The organism is Clostridium lacusfryxellense (assembly GCF_018861735.1).
In the GTDB taxonomy this organism is placed as follows: domain Bacteria; phylum Bacillota; class Clostridia; order Clostridiales; family Clostridiaceae; genus Clostridium_AD; species Clostridium_AD lacusfryxellense.
Genome location: NZ_JAHLEB010000007.1, coordinates 93,245 through 110,368 on the forward strand (window position 1 = coordinate 93,245; position 17,124 = coordinate 110,368).

At 33.1% G+C, this 17,124-nt stretch carries 18 protein-coding genes; 13 read left to right on the top strand and 5 right to left on the bottom strand.

The genetic code is table 11. From position 1 onward, the window contains the following. Positions 1-17: 17 nt before the first annotated feature. The 11 genes from KPL55_RS06385 (at position 18) to aroF (KPL55_RS06435) (ending at position 9,178) form a co-directional block, all read left to right on the top strand. Positions 18-1,289, top strand: coding sequence for an ATP phosphoribosyltransferase regulatory subunit (locus KPL55_RS06385; protein ID WP_216305869.1), 1,272 nt, complete (start codon positions 18-20; stop codon positions 1,287-1,289). Beyond that, positions 1,289-1,939 carry an ATP phosphoribosyltransferase gene (hisG, locus tag KPL55_RS06390; RefSeq protein ID WP_216305870.1) on the top strand — a complete coding sequence of 217 codons (651 nt, stop codon included), beginning with the start codon at positions 1,289-1,291 and terminating at the stop codon, positions 1,937-1,939. The genes KPL55_RS06385 and hisG overlap by 1 nt, the downstream gene beginning before the upstream one ends. Then, positions 1,936-3,228 carry a histidinol dehydrogenase gene (gene hisD, locus KPL55_RS06395; protein ID WP_216305871.1) on the top strand — a complete coding sequence of 431 codons (1,293 nt, stop codon included), beginning with the start codon at positions 1,936-1,938 and terminating at the stop codon, positions 3,226-3,228. The genes hisG and hisD overlap by 4 nt, the downstream gene beginning before the upstream one ends. Continuing rightward, complete coding sequence (hisC, locus tag KPL55_RS06400) at positions 3,228-4,268, top strand: histidinol-phosphate transaminase (protein ID WP_216305872.1); 1,041 nt, start codon at positions 3,228-3,230, stop codon at positions 4,266-4,268. Before hisD ends, hisC begins: the two co-directional genes overlap by 1 nt. 67 nt (positions 4,269-4,335) lie before the next feature. Further along, positions 4,336-4,926, top strand: a complete 591-nt coding sequence (gene hisB / locus KPL55_RS06405; protein WP_216305873.1) for an imidazoleglycerol-phosphate dehydratase HisB — start codon at positions 4,336-4,338, stop codon at positions 4,924-4,926. 11 nt (positions 4,927-4,937) lie between these two features. Next, positions 4,938-5,540 carry an imidazole glycerol phosphate synthase subunit HisH gene (hisH, locus tag KPL55_RS06410; RefSeq protein WP_216305874.1) on the top strand — a complete coding sequence of 201 codons (603 nt, stop codon included), beginning with the start codon at positions 4,938-4,940 and terminating at the stop codon, positions 5,538-5,540. Beyond that, positions 5,540-6,256 (top strand): 1-(5-phosphoribosyl)-5-[(5-phosphoribosylamino)methylideneamino]imidazole-4-carboxamide isomerase, encoded by a 717-nt coding sequence (hisA, locus tag KPL55_RS06415; RefSeq protein ID WP_216305875.1) that lies wholly within the window; start codon positions 5,540-5,542, stop codon positions 6,254-6,256. The genes hisH and hisA overlap by 1 nt, the downstream gene beginning before the upstream one ends. Before the next feature lie 4 nt (positions 6,257-6,260). Further along, the gene (gene hisF, locus KPL55_RS06420; protein WP_216305876.1) at positions 6,261-7,022 is read left to right on the top strand and encodes an imidazole glycerol phosphate synthase subunit HisF; all 762 of its coding nucleotides are present in this window, start codon (positions 6,261-6,263) and stop codon (positions 7,020-7,022) included. A 36-nt stretch (positions 7,023-7,058) separates the two neighbouring features. Beyond that, the gene (gene hisI, locus KPL55_RS06425) at positions 7,059-7,376 is read left to right on the top strand and encodes a phosphoribosyl-AMP cyclohydrolase (protein WP_216305877.1); all 318 of its coding nucleotides are present in this window, start codon (positions 7,059-7,061) and stop codon (positions 7,374-7,376) included. A gap of 25 nt (positions 7,377-7,401) precedes the next feature. Beyond that, the gene (gene hisE / locus KPL55_RS06430; protein WP_216305878.1) at positions 7,402-7,725 is read left to right on the top strand and encodes a phosphoribosyl-ATP diphosphatase; all 324 of its coding nucleotides are present in this window, start codon (positions 7,402-7,404) and stop codon (positions 7,723-7,725) included. Between the two features lie 439 nt (positions 7,726-8,164). Next, positions 8,165-9,178: a 3-deoxy-7-phosphoheptulonate synthase gene (gene aroF, locus KPL55_RS06435; RefSeq protein ID WP_216305879.1), complete on the top strand. Its 1,014-nt coding sequence runs from the start codon at positions 8,165-8,167 to the stop codon at positions 9,176-9,178. 53 nt (positions 9,179-9,231) lie between these two features. Here the strand turns inward: aroF (KPL55_RS06435) and KPL55_RS06440 are convergent, their stop codons facing one another. The 5 genes from KPL55_RS06440 to KPL55_RS06460 all read right to left on the bottom strand — a co-directional run bounded on the left by KPL55_RS06440 (position 9,232) and on the right by KPL55_RS06460 (position 14,689). Then, positions 9,232-9,939 (bottom strand): MIP/aquaporin family protein, encoded by a 708-nt coding sequence (locus KPL55_RS06440; protein ID WP_216305880.1) that lies wholly within the window; start codon positions 9,937-9,939, stop codon positions 9,232-9,234. A 29-nt stretch (positions 9,940-9,968) separates the two neighbouring features. Further along, positions 9,969-11,459: a glycerol kinase GlpK gene (gene glpK, locus KPL55_RS06445; RefSeq protein WP_216305881.1), complete on the bottom strand. Its 1,491-nt coding sequence runs from the start codon at positions 11,457-11,459 to the stop codon at positions 9,969-9,971. 120 nt (positions 11,460-11,579) lie between these two features. Further along, positions 11,580-11,948, bottom strand: a complete 369-nt coding sequence (locus tag KPL55_RS06450) for a DUF1667 domain-containing protein (protein ID WP_216305882.1) — start codon at positions 11,946-11,948, stop codon at positions 11,580-11,582. A gap of 5 nt (positions 11,949-11,953) precedes the next feature. After that, positions 11,954-13,213, bottom strand: a complete 1,260-nt coding sequence (locus KPL55_RS06455) for an NAD(P)/FAD-dependent oxidoreductase (protein ID WP_216305883.1) — start codon at positions 13,211-13,213, stop codon at positions 11,954-11,956. A 36-nt stretch (positions 13,214-13,249) separates the two neighbouring features. Then, positions 13,250-14,689, bottom strand: a complete 1,440-nt coding sequence (locus KPL55_RS06460) for an NAD(P)/FAD-dependent oxidoreductase (protein WP_216305884.1) — start codon at positions 14,687-14,689, stop codon at positions 13,250-13,252. Positions 14,690-15,047: 358 nt separating this feature from the next. Between KPL55_RS06460 and KPL55_RS06465 the strand changes: the two genes are divergently transcribed. Together KPL55_RS06465 and aroF (KPL55_RS06470) are read left to right on the top strand one after the other, a co-directional pair. After that, positions 15,048-15,620, top strand: coding sequence for a glycerol-3-phosphate responsive antiterminator (locus KPL55_RS06465; RefSeq protein ID WP_216305885.1), 573 nt, complete (start codon positions 15,048-15,050; stop codon positions 15,618-15,620). 482 nt (positions 15,621-16,102) lie between these two features. Next, positions 16,103-17,116 (top strand): 3-deoxy-7-phosphoheptulonate synthase, encoded by a 1,014-nt coding sequence (gene aroF / locus KPL55_RS06470; RefSeq protein ID WP_216305886.1) that lies wholly within the window; start codon positions 16,103-16,105, stop codon positions 17,114-17,116. Positions 17,117-17,124 lie beyond the last annotated feature (8 nt).

The window sequence follows — 17,124 nt, forward strand, 5'->3', positions numbered from 1 at the left end:
ATTGGAGGAGTGAAATTTTGAATAATTGGAAAAGACATATACCGGAAGGTTCAAGAGATATACTTTTTGAAGATTGTAATAATAAAATTAAGATTATAGATAAACTTAGGAAATTAAATATAGATGCAGGGTATTTAGAAGTGTTGTCACCAACCCTAGAATTTTACGATGTTTTTCAGGGCGATGACGTGTCTATCGAGCAAGAAAAAATGTATAAGCTTTTTGATAATGCAGGAAGAATATTAGTCTTAAGACCAGATATGACAATGCCTATAGCGAGAATTACTGCGACAAAGCTTCGAGATTCGACGTTTCCACTTAGAATTTGTTATAGCGGGAATATATTTAGAATAAATGAAAACTGGAATGGAAAGGTCAGTGAGATGACCCAGTCTGGAATTGAAATAATAGGAAGTGAAAGTCCTAAGGCGGATGCAGAAGTAATAATAACTGCAATTAAAGCTCTTATTGATGTAGGGGTACAAAAATTCGAACTAGAAATTGGCCAGGCTGAGTTTTTTAAAGGTCTTATTGAAGATATTGAGCTTACGGAAGGTGAAACAGAAAAATTAAGAGGACTTGTAGAAAGTAAGAATTTTGGAACACTTCGAGAGTTTATACAGGAAAAGGAAGACCTTCTTGGAATAAAAAATGTAGAGGCACTAAAAAAATTGCCAGAGCTATTTGGAGGTATTGAAATACTTGAAAAGGCAAGAACGTTAACTCAAAATAAAAGAGCACTTAGTGCAATAGATACTATAGAAAAGATTTATCAAAGAATAGAAAGTGTAGGCCTTGGAGAATATATTTCTATTGACTTAGGGATGGTACAGCATATTGATTATTACACAGGGATAACCTTTAGAGGATATAGTAGTGAAGTTGGAACAACAATTATAAGTGGAGGCAGATACGATAATCTAATTTCAAAATTTGGTGCATCTATGCCAGCAGTTGGATTCGCAATAGATGTGGACAATATACTATCTGTTCTTGAAAAACAAGGGAATTCTAATGACAAGGAAACTGAAAAAGTACTCATACATTATGAAGATTCATTAGTGGGAAGTGTATATCAATTTGCGGCTTCAATTAGAGCAAAAGGAATTACTTGCGAGTTAAGTTTATTTGAAGAAAAGGAAAAGGCATTTATTTATGCTGAGCAAAAGAAAATAAACAAAATGATTTGTATGGTTGTAAATGATGAAGTTGAAATAATAGATATTTTAAATAAAAATAGCTTTAAGACCAGCACAGAGGAATTTATTAGAAGTTTGGGGGAATTATAATGAAGGCGATAAGAATAGCATTAACAAAAGGACGATTAGAAAAGTATGCTATTTCAATGTTTGAGGAGATTGGGATCGATTGTACGCAGCTTAGAAACAAAGGGAGAAAATTAATTCTTAAAGATGAGAAAAATGATATAGAATTTGTACTAGTTAAATCCACAGATGTTTTGACTTATGTAGAGCATGGAGCAGCAGATATTGGAATTGTTGGTAAGGATACTTTAATGGAACAGAATAAAGAGTTTTATGAAGTAGTTGATTTGAAGGTTGGAAAATGTATGTTTGCTGTGGCAGCATTACCAAGTTTTAAAAGTTATGATGGGTATAACCGTAAAAAGATTGCTACTAAATATCCATCAGTTGCAAAGGAATATTTTAAAAAAAATAATGAAGATGTTGAAATTATTAAACTTGATGGATCTGTAGAACTTGCTCCAATACTGGAGTTATCTGATGCAATTGTAGATTTGGTAGAAACAGGAGACACTTTAAAAGAAAATGGATTAATTATAATAGAAAAAATATGCGATATAAGTGCAAGAATGATAGTAAATAGAGCAAGTATGAAGATGAAAAAAGAAAAGATAAGCAAATTAATACTTAAGGTTCAAAAATACGTTGATGAGAATGAGGTGACGACGCTTTGATAAAAATTACAGAGGCAAATAGTAATGAGGGAAAAGAATATATAGAATTTTTAAAAAAACGTTCAGAAGAGGTAGAAAAGGATGTAAGTATAGTTGTTGACAAAATTCTAGCAGATGTAAAAACTAGGGGCGACGATGCTATAATAGAGTATACTCAAAGGTTTGATAGTGAATATGTTACCACTGAAAATATTATAGTTACAGATGCTGAAATTGAAAATGCTTATAAAATGGTAGATCAGGATTTTCTGGATGCAATAACCCTTGCGAAAAAAAATGTTTTAGAATTTCATGAAAAACAAAAACGGAACGCTTGGATGATGACTAAAGAAAAGGGTGTGATTTTAGGCCAGACTGTAAGAGGACTTGAAAGCGTTGGAATATATGTTCCTGGAGGTACAGCGTCTTATCCGAGCTCAGTTATTATGAATGCAATTCCAGCAAAAGTAGCAGGAGTTGAGAACCTAGTAATGGTAACACCACCTCTAAAAGACGGAAGTATTAATCCTCATATTCTTGTTGCAGCTGATATAGCAGGAGTAGATAAAATTTATAAAGTTGGTGGTGCTCAGGCAATTGCGGGACTTGCATATGGAACAGAAAAAATTAATAAAGTAGACAAAATAGTTGGTCCTGGAAATATATACGTTGCTATTGCAAAAAAAAGTGTATTTGGGTTTGTTGCCATAGATATGATAGCAGGACCAAGTGAAATTCTAATTATTGCAGATGAACTTGCAAATGAAAAATTCATTGCTGCGGATTTAATGTCTCAGGCAGAACATGATGTTCTTGCGTCATCTATGCTTATAACAACTTCAAGGGAACTTGCAAGTAAAGTAGTGAGTCAGCTAGAAATTCAGATAAAAGATATGAGCAGACGCAATATTATTAAAGAATCTTTAGAAAAATATGGAGTTATTTTAATAACTCAAAACATGAGTGAGTCGATAGAACTTGCAAATAAAATTGCGCCAGAACATCTTGAACTTATGGTACGTGAACCATTTAATTATCTTGGAGATATAAAAAATGCAGGTTCAATATTTTTAGGTGAATATGCACCAGAACCTTTAGGTGATTATGTAGCAGGCCCAAATCATGTTCTTCCAACTAGTGGAACTGCAAAATTCTTTTCGCCGTTATCAGTAGATGATTTTATTAAAAAATCAAGTTATATATATTACACTAAAGAAGCACTTCAAGAAGTTAAAAAAGAGGTAGTAACGCTAACAGAAGTTGAAGGGCTTACTGCACACGGGAATTCTATTAAAGTGAGGTTTAAATAATGATACAAGATTTTTTTAGAAAAGACTTAAGTGATTTTGAATCATATAACGCAGGTAAAACTGATTATAAAGTTAGGCTAAATGCAAATGAAAGTTTTGATAATTTAGGAGAAGCGGTTAGGCGTGAAATAGGCAAGGTAATAGAAAATTCTATTTATAATAGATATCCAGATGCAGATGCATTAGAGGTATGTGAGCTTTATTCGTTATATGCAAATGTGAATAAAACAAATGTGATGGCTGGAAATGGCTCAGATGAGTGCATACAAATAATTGCACATACATTTTTAAATACTGGGGAGAAGGTAGCTATGCAAAGTCCAGATTTTTCAATGTATGGTTTATATACTAAAGTTGCAGGAGGAATTCCAATTGAATTCCCACTAAGCGACGAATTAGAATTAGATGTACAAGGTTTTATTTCTATGGCTAATAGGGAAAAGGTTAAAATTGTATTTTTATCTAACCCAAATAATCCTACAGGCAATATTATTAAAAGAGAAGATATTATTAGTATTATAGAAGGATGTAAATGTATTGTGGTTATTGATGAGGCATACTTTGAATTTTATGGACAGAGTATATTAGATAAGATAGATACATACGATAATTTGATTGTACTTAGAACTTGTTCAAAAATTGGACTTGCAGCTATTAGAATTGGATTTATGATTACTAATAATGTATTAATGTTAGAACTAAAAAAAGTAAAACCGCCTTATAATGTAAATGCTATAACACAAAGCATAACTTCTGTTATTTTAAAGAATCCTGAAATAATAAATAACAATGTAAAAAACATAATTGTCGAACGATCATATTTATGGGAAAAACTAAGCAATATAGATGGGTTAAGGCTATATAAAGCAGAAGCAAATTTTATATTAGTAGAGGTTCCAAATGCAATAAAAGTTAAAAAAAGACTTATAGAAGAAAGCATAAATGTTCGAAGCTTTTCAACAGGCCCATTAAAAAATTGTTTGAGAATAACTATTGGAAGTAGACAAGAAAATGATTCTTTATTAACTAATTTAATTTAAATAAATAATCTTAAATTAGTTAAAAGGATAATGATTTAATGAGTCCAAAACAAAAGGAGAGAGATATATGATAGAGAGGAAAGCTAAAATTTTAAGAGAAAGTAATGAAACAAATATTGAGGTTAATATAGATTTAGATGGATCTGGAAATTATCAGGGAGATACAGGTATAGGTTTCTTTGATCATATGTTAAATCTTTTTACAAAACATGGACTGCTCGATTTACAAGTTAAGGCTGTAGGTGATTTATTTGTGGATTCTCATCATACAATTGAAGATGTAGGAATAGTAATCGGATTAGCTATTAAAGAGGCACTAAAGGGCAAAGAAGGGATAAAACGGTATGGTACAAGTTTTGTACCTATGGATGAGTCACTAGCAACAGTGTCGCTAGATTTAAGTGGTAGAGCGTATCTTGTATTCGATGCAGAGTTTACTGTAGATAAAATTGGTGGGTTTGACTCGGAAATGGTAGAAGAGTTCTTTAGGGCAGTTGCAACTAACGGTGGAATAACACTGCATGCAAGAGTAATTTACGGAAAAAACAATCATCATATGGTGGAGGCTTTATTCAAAGCTTTAGGAAAAGCATTAAGTGAGGCTTTAACTTATGATAAAAGGATAAAAGGAGTATTATCTACAAAAGGAACTTTATAAGGAGGAAAACAATGATAGGGATAGTTGATTATGGTGTTGGAAATCTAAATAGTGTTCAAAATGCACTTAATTCTATGAATATTAAGTCCATAATATCGTCGTCTGCGCAGGAGATATCAAAGTGTAGAAGTATTATTGTTCCTGGTGTAGGTGCATTTCCAGATGCAATGGAAAATATGAAGAATTCAGGATTAGATAAGGTAATTAAAGAAGCAGCTAAGGAGGGTAAACCAATACTTGGCATATGTCTAGGCATGCAGCTTTTCTTTGAAGAAAGCGATGAGGTTGAAAAATGCCAGGGATTAGGATTATTAAAAGGAAACATTATAAAACTCGAAGGATCTATAAAAATTCCACATATGGGTTGGAATAGTCTATCTTTCGAAACTCCTTCACCACTCCTAAGTGGAATAGAAGAAAATCAATATGTATATTTTGTTCACTCTTATTACGCGGTAAATTGTGAAGATGGCATTATAAATGCATATAGTACTTATGAGAAGAAGATACCTGCGATTGTAAGTCGTGGTAATATATTTGGAATGCAGTTTCATCCAGAGAAAAGTGGCGAGTTTGGTCAAAAATTACTTAAAAACTTTGTGGAGGTAATATAATGAAGATATTTCCAGCAATAGATTTAAAGGGTGGACAATGTGTTAGACTTTTTCAAGGTGAATTTACGTCAGCGAAAGTTGTAGGGGAAGATCCACTACAAACTGCATTAAGTTTTATGGACAAGGGAGCAGAATATTTACATATGGTAGATCTAGATGGAGCATTAAATGGATCCATTGAAAATTTAAATAGTATAAATAAAATTATAAGGGATTTAAAGATTCCTATTCAACTCGGCGGCGGAATTAGAAACATAGAAACTATAGAAATGTTAATTAATAAGGGCTTAAGTAGAGTAATACTTGGCACTGCAGCATTAAACAATCCGTCACTAGTAAAAGAAGCAGTTAAAAAATTTGGAGATAGAATTGCTATCGGAATTGACGCTAGGGATGGATTTGTAGCAGTAGAAGGTTGGCAAAAAAGCAGTAAAGTGGAATATATAGATTTTGCAAAACAAATGGAGAGTATAGGTATAAAAACTATAATTTTCACAGATATAAGTCGTGATGGAACATTGACTGGACCTAATTTTGAAGCAACTGGGAAAATGAATGATGAGGTTACTTGTGACATTATTGCATCTGGTGGTATGAAATGCATCGAAGATATAAAAAAGCTTAAGAAAATGAATATATATGGAGCAATTATAGGGAAAGCACTTTACAGTGGAAATATTTCCCTTGAGAGAGCGATTCTAGAGGGGAGGGGTTAGAAGAATGCTTACTAAAAGAATCATTCCTTGCCTTGATGTAACAATGGGACGGGTAATGAAAGGAATAAATTTTATAAATCTGACTGATGTAGGAGACCCCGTAGAAATAGCAGAGTTTTATAATAAAGAGGGCGCAGATGAAATTGTTTTTCTAGACATAACTGCAACCCATGATGGTAGAAAAACAATGATTGATGTTATAAAAAGGACTGCAGAAAAGGTGTTTATTCCTCTGACTGTAGGTGGAGGAGTTAAAACTATAGAGGATTTCAAAGAAATTCTTAGAGCTGGAGCAGATAAGATATCTGTAAACTCTGCTGCTATTAGAAATCCTGATCTCATTACAGAGGCATCGAAGAAATATGGAAGCCAATGTGTAGTAGTTGCTATAGATGGAAAAAAGAATGATGACGGTTTAGGGTGGCATGTAGTTATAAATGGTGGAAGAATAAATACAGGCCTTGATGCAGTTAAGTGGGCAAAAAAAGTTGAGGAACTTGGCGCAGGTGAAATACTCTTAACAAGTATGGATGCAGATGGAACAAAACAAGGGTATGATATAGAGTTTATAAATGCAATTACGGACATTGTTAATATACCTGTAATAGCATCAGGTGGATGTGGAAAATTAGAGGATTTTTCTGAAGTTTTTGAAAAAAGTGGTGCAGATGCAGCACTTGCGGCTTCTTTATTTCATTATAAAGAACTATCGATTAAACAAGTAAAAGAGTATCTTAAACATGAAGGTGTAGAAATTAGGTTATAATAGTATTAGAATAAATAAAGAAATGTGGTGAAATAAGTGGATTACATAAAAGAAATTCAATTTAACAATGGATTAATTCCTGCCATAGTACAAGAAGAGTGCACGGGAGAGGTTTTGATGCTGGCATACATGAATGAGGAATCTTTTAAAAAAACTTTGGAAACTAAAACAACTTGGTTTTGGAGTAGGTCGAGGAAAAAATTATGGAATAAAGGAGAAACCTCAGGACATTTTCAATATGTTAAAAAAATAAGTTTTGACTGTGATGGAGACACAATTCTATTGCAAGTAGAGCAAGTGGGAGCAGCTTGCCATACTGGAAATAAAAGTTGTTTTTACCGAGATATATTATAATTTAATAGAAAAGGGGAACTGTAAAATGAGTGAAAACAATATAGTAGAGCAGCTTTATAAAGTAATCCAGGAAAGAAAAGAAAACCCTACAGAGGGTTCATATACTAGTTATCTATTTGAAGAAGGTATTGATAAAATTCTAAAAAAAGTAGGAGAAGAAAGTGCTGAAGTAATAATTAGTAGCAAAAACAGTGACAATAAGGAAACTGTTGGGGAAATATCAGATTTATTTTATCATACATTGGTACTTATGGTAGCAAAGGGTATAGAAATAGAGGATGTAGTAGCTGAACTTGAAAAGAGACGAGAAAAGATAGGTAATAAAAAACCAAAGAGAGTAGATAAATAATTTAATGCTATAGATTGACAAATAGTTTGTGTATGTTATAATATCTTAATATTAAGAAAATTTAAGTAATTACAATTCAAATTTAGGGAGGTATTCTAATGAATAACAACATTATTAAGGGAATTTCTAAAAATGTATATTTTTTCTATTTTAGCTTTAGCTATCGTTATTTTAGCATGGGCTACTATTTGTGCAAAAAAATATATAAGAATTCTTTAAATAATGAGTTAAAGAATAACATTAGGATACCGGTTTATCTTGTTTTGTAAAGGTAAACTAGATACGCACAAGGAAGACTCATTATAATGAGGCTTCCTTTTTTTTATAATTTTTTATATTTAATTATTTTACAAAAAAATTAAATTTATGAGTGGGTAGTAAATAATAAGAGCACTTTATTTTATTAAAGCAAGAAAAAAATATTTAGGAGGAATTTTATATGGTAATCGTAATGAAAACTAATGCAAAACAAGAACAAGTTAATATACTTAAGAAAAAAATAGAAAGGTTAGGTTGTGCAGTTCATATTACTCAGGGTGAGAACTGTTGTATATTTGGACTTGTTGGAGATACAAGCATGATAAACATAAGTCAGTTTGAGGCAGAAGAGTGTGTTGATAAGGTTGTAAGGGTTCAAGCACCTTACAAAAGAGCAAATAGACTTTTTCATCCTAATAATTCAATAATAAAGGTAGATAATCAAACAATTGGTGGCAAAGAGCTTGCAATAATTGCTGGGCCTTGCGCAGTTGAAAGTGAAGAGCAGCTTATAACTATTGCTAAAGACGTAAAAAGGGCAGGTGCTAACTTCCTAAGAGGGGGCGCGTACAAACCTAGAACTTCTCCATACAGCTTTCAAGGAATGGAAGAAGAAGGACTTAGAATATTACTAGAAGCAAAGAAATTAACAGGACTCCCAGTAGTAACTGAAGTTATGAGCGTAGAACTTGTTGATAAAATATGTGGTTATGCTGATGTATTGCAAATTGGAGCTAGAAATATGCAAAACTTTGATCTTTTAAAGGAAGTTGGAAGATGTAATAAGACAATACTTTTAAAAAGAGGTATGAGTGCAACAATTGAAGAACTTCTAATGTCTGCAGAATATATAATGGCTGGAGGTAATCAAAATGTAGTTTTATGTGAAAGAGGGATTAGGACCTTTGAAACTTTTACTAGAAATACTCTAGACTTAAGTGCTATTCCAGTACTTAAGAAACTTAGTCATTTGCCTGTAATAGTGGATCCAAGTCATGCTGCTGGTAAATGGTGGCTTGTAGAACCACTTGCAAAGGCTGCAATAGCTGTAGGTGCAGATGGTCTTGAAATTGAAGTGCACAATGATCCTGCTAATGCATTTAGTGATGGACCTCAATCGTTATTACCAGAGAAGTTTGAGTCTCTTGTAAATGACTTAAGAGTAATTGCACAAACACAAAATAGAACAATCTAAGATATCAAAAAAACATCCAATATTATAATTGGATGTTTTTGTTTTAATTAGATTTAGCCAAACATTGCAACTACAGCGAATGCACCACAAATACCACCACAAATTGGGGCAATTACTGGTATCCATGCATATCCCCAATCAGAATCGCCTTTACCGGCTATTGGTAATATCGCATGGGCTATTCTTGGTCCAAGATCTCTTGCAGGATTTATAGCATAGCCAGTTGTACCACCGAGGCTTAAGCCTATTACTAAAATCACAAATGCAGCAATAAGTGGACCGAATCCAGGAGCTGACTTTGTTTGAGCAACTCCTAGTAATGAAAATACTAATACAAATGTACCAATAAATTCAGATAGAAAATTTGAAGGTGTGTGTTTTATTGCAGGTCCAGTACAGAATATAGCAAGTTTGGCTGCTTTGTCGTCTGTAACAGCCCAATGAGGATAATACATTAACCAAACTAGAATCCCACCTAGGATTCCTCCTAGCATCTCAGCTAATATATAACCAGGGACAACTGACCATGATAATTTACCGATTGCAGCTAGAGCTAGAGTAAGTGCGGGATTAAATGATGCTCCACTTGCTGTTCCAAAGATGTAAGCTGGAATACCAACTGCAAATGCCCAACCAAATGCTATAACTATTAAACCTGAATCATGTCCTTTAGTTTTGGATAGTAGTACATTTGCAACTACACCATCACCAAGTAGAATGAGTAATGCTGTTCCGAAAAATTCTGCATAGTATTGTAACATATTATTTTACCCCCTAAATATTCTTGTGCTTATTTTTCCCAATCTCTAGATCTTCCAACTGCTTTATGCCATCCTTTTAGAAGGTTAGTTCTATTTTCTTCTTCCATGTTTGGGTTAAATGATCTTGATAAGGCCCAGTTTTTTGAAATCTCTTCTTGATCTTTCCAATATCCAACTGCAAGTCCTGCAAGGTAAGCAGCACCTAATGCTGTTGTTTCAATAACTTCAGGTCTATCAACTTGAACATCTAATATATCTGATTGGAACTGCATTAAGAAGTTATTAGCACATGCTCCACCATCAACTTTTAAAGCTTTAAGTATGATGCCTGAATCTTCTTGCATAGCTTTTAAGACATCATTTGTCTGGTATGCGATTGATTCAAGTGCTGCCCTTATAAAGTGCTCCTTCTTAGTTCCACGAGTTAATCCAACTATTGTTCCTCTAGCATATGGATCCCAATAAGGTGCGCCAAGTCCAACGAAGGCTGGTACCATATATACACCATCTGTACTATCAACATCAGTAGCATACTCTTCTGAATCAGGAGCGCTTTTAATCATTCTTAATTCATCCCTCAACCATTGAATTGCAGCTCCAGCAACAAATACACTTCCTTCAAGAGCATAATTAACTTTACCATTAATGCCATAAGCTATAGTTGTAAGTAAACCATTATGCGAATCCACGGCTTTCTCACCAGTATTCATCAATAAGAAGCAACCAGTACCATAAGTGTTTTTAGCTGTTCCTGCTTGAAAACAAGCTTGACCAAACAGCGCAGCTTGTTGATCTCCAGCAGCTCCTGCTAATGCTATTTGTGATCCGAATATTGAAGGATCAGTATAACCATATACACAACTTGATGGTTTAACTTCTGCAAGCATAGATTTAGGAATATCTAAAGTGTCAAGTATTTCATCATCCCATTTTAATTCATGTATATTATATAACATTGTTCTAGAAGCATTAGTATAATCAGTTACATGAACAGCTCCTTTTGTTAATTTCCAAATTAACCATGTATCAATAGTACCAAATAATAAATTGCCTTTTTCAGCCTCTTCTCTAGCACCAGCTACATTATCAAGTATCCATTTTACTTTTGTTCCAGAAAAATATGCATCAAGTATAAGCCCAGTTTTAGCTTGTACTACTTTATCAAAGCCTTCAGCTTTTAATTTATCACATGTATCTGCTGTTCTTCTACATTGCCACACAATAGCATTGTATACAGGAACTCCAGTATGCTTATTCCATACAACTGTAGTTTCTCTTTGATTTGTGATTCCAATTGCGGATATATCTTGAGCTGTTGCCCCAATTTTTGCCATTGCTTCTTGCGTTACACCTAATTGTGTTGCCCATATTTCCATAGGATCATGTTCAACCCAACCTGGTTTTGGGAATATTTGAGTGAATTCCTTTTGAGCTACACTGGCGATTAATCCTTCTTTATTAAATAAGATACATCTTGAACTTGTAGTTCCTTGATCTAGTGCAATTACATACTGTGGCATAATTAATACACTCCTTATTAGTTTATTAGTAACCGTTTACTCAAAATTTATAAAAACACGATATTATATATATATTAAATAATATCGTGAAATTTATCTAAATAATTCCTTCATAGAATATTAGTCTACTTTTTTTACATTTTTAGTTGCTATAATATCTACTCCAGTGCCGAGTACATTTTTGAGTACTACATCACCGATAAGTATAGGCGCTTTAACTATAACACCTTTTAATGCTTTTACGCAATCATAAATAACATTTTTAGGAATATCTGACTCGGTTTTGACTGGAAGAGTAGTAATATCACCACCTGTAACTATTACAGATGAAGTAACTACTCTTGTTGGATTAGTGCATTCTTTTTTACCGTAGTTTTCACCAATCTTACAAGCGTTTCCAGTTACTTTTAGTACATTATCACCATCAAGCTCTACTTCAAGAGCACAACCTACGGGGCACCCTATGCATGTTAATTCTCTTATGCTCATAATCTCTACTCCTTTTCTACTTTTATAGTAATTTTAGTGCATTCACTATATTTATCAAAAATTGCTTTAGTAAGTTTAATACTTTCCATCTCACCAGGGGTTAGTATTTTCTTCTTTATATGCATTTCACGAGTATCATCAAAATAAACAGATATATATGCAGCTTTATGAACTTCTCCTACTCTAAATCTAACATCTATTCCGTTCCCAATATTTTCAGGGTTTATAGTAGTTGGTACTGTATATCTAACTCCATCAGTTGCAAAAACTTCAACAGTTTTTCCGGAGTGGAATATTCCCTTTATGCTGTCCGCAGCATTTTTACCAGCTGTATAACTCTCAGTGGTTACATTATCTACTAAATCATGAACGTGAAGAACATTACCACAGGTAAATATTCCAGGAATACTTGTCTGCATGCGTTCATCAACTAAAGGACCACCAGTGACTTTTGAAAGATTAACATTTGCTTTCCTAGATAGTTCATTTTCAGGTAGGAGGCCAACAGATAAGAGTAGTGTATCACATGCGATATATTCCTCAGTGCCATTTATTGGTTTCCTATTATTATCAACCTTAGCTATAGTAACTCCTTCAAGTCTAGCGTGTCCGTGAATATTGATTATAGTTGTGCTTAATTTTAACGGAATGTCGAAATCATCTAAACACTGTACAATATTTCTTTTAAGTCCACTTGAATGTGGCATCAACTCTACGCATGCCTTCACATTTGCGCCTTCAAGTGTCATTCTCCTTGCCATTATAAGGCCGATATCTCCAGAACCAAGTATAACTACTTCTTTACCAGGCATTAAGCCTTCAACATTAACATATTTTTGAGCGGTTCCAGCTGTATAAATACCTGCACATCTTGAACCTGGTATGTTAAGTGCTCCTCTTGGTCTTTCTCTGCATCCCATTGCAAGTATAATTGCTTTTGCTTTAAGTTCTAAAATTCCATCTGCTGAATTTACTGCAGTAACTTGTTTATTATCATTTACATCAAGCACCATGGTATCTAGCTTATATTCAATGCCAAGATCATTAACCTTGTCAATAAATCGTTGTGAGTACTCTGGGCCAGTAAGTTCTTCTTTAAAAGTGTGAAGACCAAAACCATTATGAATACATTGGTTTAAAATACCGCCTAATTGATTATCTCTTTCTAAAATTAAAATGCTATCTATTCCTTGTTCCTTTGCGGAAACTGCAGCTGCAAGTCCTGCTGGACCACCACCAATTATAATTAAATCATAGTCTAACATATATATCCCATCCTCTCTAAACTTTAAATTCCATTATTATAAAGATTGTTTATTTTTGCCAGTTAGTAAAATAGATTTACCACCTGATTTTGTAACTTCAGAGCGAGGTATATTAAGTTCTTTTGCTAAAATGTCCAAAACTTTTGTTTGGCAGAAACCTGATTGACATCTACCCATTCCAGCTCTTGTCCTAAGTTTAACACCATCAAGTGTTCTTGCTCCAAGAGGTCTTCTTATAGAATCTATAATTTCACCTTCTGTTACAGTTTCACATCTACAAATAACTGTTCCATATTCAGGTATTTCTTTTATTATTTCTCTTCGCTCGTCATTTGACATTTCTCTAAATTTTCTTATGCCTTTTCTTATAGGGTTAAACTTTGCATTATCTGAAGGGATTAATCTTTCTTTTATCATATCTACTACCATTGTAGCAATACTTGGAGCACTACTTAATCCTGGAGATGCAATTCCAGCAGCATTAATGAAGTTTTTAGCATCTTTTGCTTCTTCAATTATAAAATCATCTGTGTCACTTGTTGATCTATTACCTGAGAAAGAAGTTATAACCATATTCATAGGAAATTGCAATTGGATGCTTTGTTGAGCCTTTAAAACGATATCATCAATTCCCTCGCGAGTTGTATCAAGATTAGTTTTGTCTTCAAGATCAATAGCATTTGGTCCAATTAATAGATTACCATCAACAGTAGGGGTTACTAGAACTCCTTTTCCAAGTTTCGTTGGAAGTTGAAAGATAGTCTTTTTTATTAGATCGCCAGCAACTCTGTCAAATAAAACGTATTCTCCACGCCTTGGATTTATATTGATTTTGTTTTCGCTCACCATGTTATTGATATCACCTGAAAATAAACCTGCTGCATTTATTACCATCTTTGTTTCAATGTCATCTTTGTTTGTTTTTATAATATAATAATCTGAATTTTTTTCTATATTTTTTACTTCAGTTTCAAATTTAAATTCCACACCATTATTATTAGCGTTCTCAGCTAGAGCAATAGTCATCTCATATGGGCAAACGATTCCACCGGTTGGAGAATAAAGCGCAGCAACGCAGTTTTCAGTAACGTTAGGTTCCATTTCTCTAACCTGATCACCACTTAGAATAACTAAATCAGGTACTCCATTTTCTTTTCCTTGAGTTATTAAATTTTCAAGATCTACCATGTTTTTTTTATCAAAACACAATACCAATGATCCATTTCTCTTAAAAGGGAAGTCTAATTCCTTTGCAAGATCCGTAAACATTGCATTGCCCTTAGCATTTAATTTACCCTTCATAGTACTTGGTTTAGCATCATAACCACCATGTACTATTGCACTATTTGCTTTTGTAGTACCAGAAGCAACATCACTAGATCTTTCAATTACGCATGTATTTAAATTATATTTAGATAGTTCTCTGGCTATCGAACAGCCAATAACACCAGCACCAACAATTGTTACATCATACATTAATTTACCTCCTAAGTGCAAATAAAAAGAGAGCCTTGACTAATAGGTATATAGATACCAACTAGTCAAGGCTCTCTTTTCTCCGCCTTTACTTATTAATTACATAATAACATAATAAAAAGGTAAGTACAAGTCCAAATATAAAACATTTCATAATTTTCTGCTAATAAGATAATAATATAATTTGGCTTGAATGAAAAATAAGACTATGATAATATTATGTAATTAAGATTTCTTTTAATGGAAGAGAATTGTAATTCAAGTTAAAGTAGACTTAATTTGTATTGATTTTTTTATGTTGATTTATAGTTTTATCTTAATTTGTGTAGACTAAAATAAAATTTTGGAGGATATAGCAATGGAGCAACTAGAAGAATTATTAATTGAAAACCCGGTTATAGCAGCAATACGAAGTGATAATGATTTAGAAAAAGTAATTTCAAGTAAAGTACTTATTGTATTTGTTTTATATGGTAGCATAATAAATCTAAAGCAGATATGTGAGAGTCTTAAAAAGGCTGGAAAGATAGTGTTTGTACATGTTGATTTAATAGAAGGATTAAAAGGAGATCATACAGGACTTCTTTTTATAAAGGAATGTGGACAACCAGATGGAATCATAACTACAAGAGCAACAAATATAAAAAACGGGAAAAAGTTAGGGTTCTGCGTTATACAGAGAATATTTGCTGTAGATTCTCTGTCACTTGAAACAGGAATGAGAAATATACATTCAGTACTCCCAGATGCTGTAGAAATTATGCCAGGGCTTGCAAGTAAAATTATTAAAAGTATGGGAACCCAAGTGAGAGTTCCGATTATAGCAGGTGGACTTATTCAAACTAAGAAGGATATAATGGAATCAATTGGTGCAGGAGCAATGGCTGTTTCAACATCAAAACAAGAATTATGGAGTTTATCAGAGGAATAGCATAAGGAAGTTATCCTATATTATAAGAATATTTCGAAAAGTGAGTCCTTGACAATTTTCACAAGCATGTTATAATTATTTAATATTAAAAAATTACAGAGACTAATTTGAGGTATGTGAGGTATTATTATGAAAAATATCATTATGAAGGAAATCACTAAAAAAGTATATTTTTATCTTAGCTGGGGCTATCGTTATTTTAGCGTTAGTTACTTTTTGTGCAAAAAAATATATATGATTTCATTGAATAATGAGTTTAACAATAAAACTATAATTTTGCCTTATGCTAATTTATAGAAAGTGAACTAAGTCTGTACGCAAGGAGGACTCATTATAAGGGCCCTTCTTTTTTTAGGGAAGACCCATTATAAAGGGTCTTCCTTTTTTTATAATTTTTTATTGGAAAGTTATCAGATAAACGAATGATTTGTTAAATGCATTGTCAAAAGTAAGTTTCATTTAAAACTTAGGAGGAATAATATATGGTAATAGTAATGAAATCAAATGCAAGCAGAGATCAAATTTTGGCTATTAAGAAAAAATTGGAGGGATTAGGTTGCATAGTTCATGTTTCTAAAGGGGAAAATCATTGTGTTCTAGGTCTTGTTGGGGACACAAGTACAATAAACGAAAGCCAAATTGAAGCAGAGCAGTGTGTTGATAAGGTTATGAGAGTTCAAGCTCCTTACAAAAGAGGTAATAGACTTTTTCATCCAGATGATTCAATAATAAAGGTAGATGACAGAACAATAGGAGGAAAACAACTAGCTATAATAGCCGGACCTTGCGCTGTTGAAAGTGAAGAACAATTAATACATATTGCAAAGGATGTAAAAAAAGCAGGTGCAAATTTCCTAAGAGGAGGAGCTTATAAACCAAGGACCTCTCCGTATAGCTTCCAAGGAATGGAGGAGGAAGGATTAAGAATATTATTAGAAGCAAAGAAGATAACGGGACTTCCAATAGTAACTGAAGTCATGAGTGTTGAACTAGTTGAAAAAATAACTGGATATGCAGATGTTTTACAGATTGGTGCTAGAAACATGCAAAACTTCGATCTTTTAAAGGAAGTGGGAAGATGCAATAAGACAATACTTTTAAAAAGGGGTATGAGTGCTACAATCGAGGAGCTTCTTATGTCTGCAGAGTACATAATGTCTGAGGGCAATGAGAATGTAGTTCTATGTGAAAGAGGAATTAGAACGTTTGAAACTTTCACAAGAAATACTTTAGATTTAAGTTCAATTCCTGTTCTTAAAAGACTAAGTCATTTACCCGTTATAGTAGATCCAAGTCATGCTGCTGGTAAATGGTGGTTAGTAGAGCCATTAGCAAAAGCTGCTATAGCAGTTGGTGCAGATGGTCTTGAAATTGAAGTGCATTACGATCCTGCTAATGCTTTAAGTGATGGACCTCAATCTTTAAAACCAGAAAAATTTGAGGCACTTATGGATTCAATAAGAGTAATTGCGAATACACAAAATAGAATAATTTAGGAGGTGGT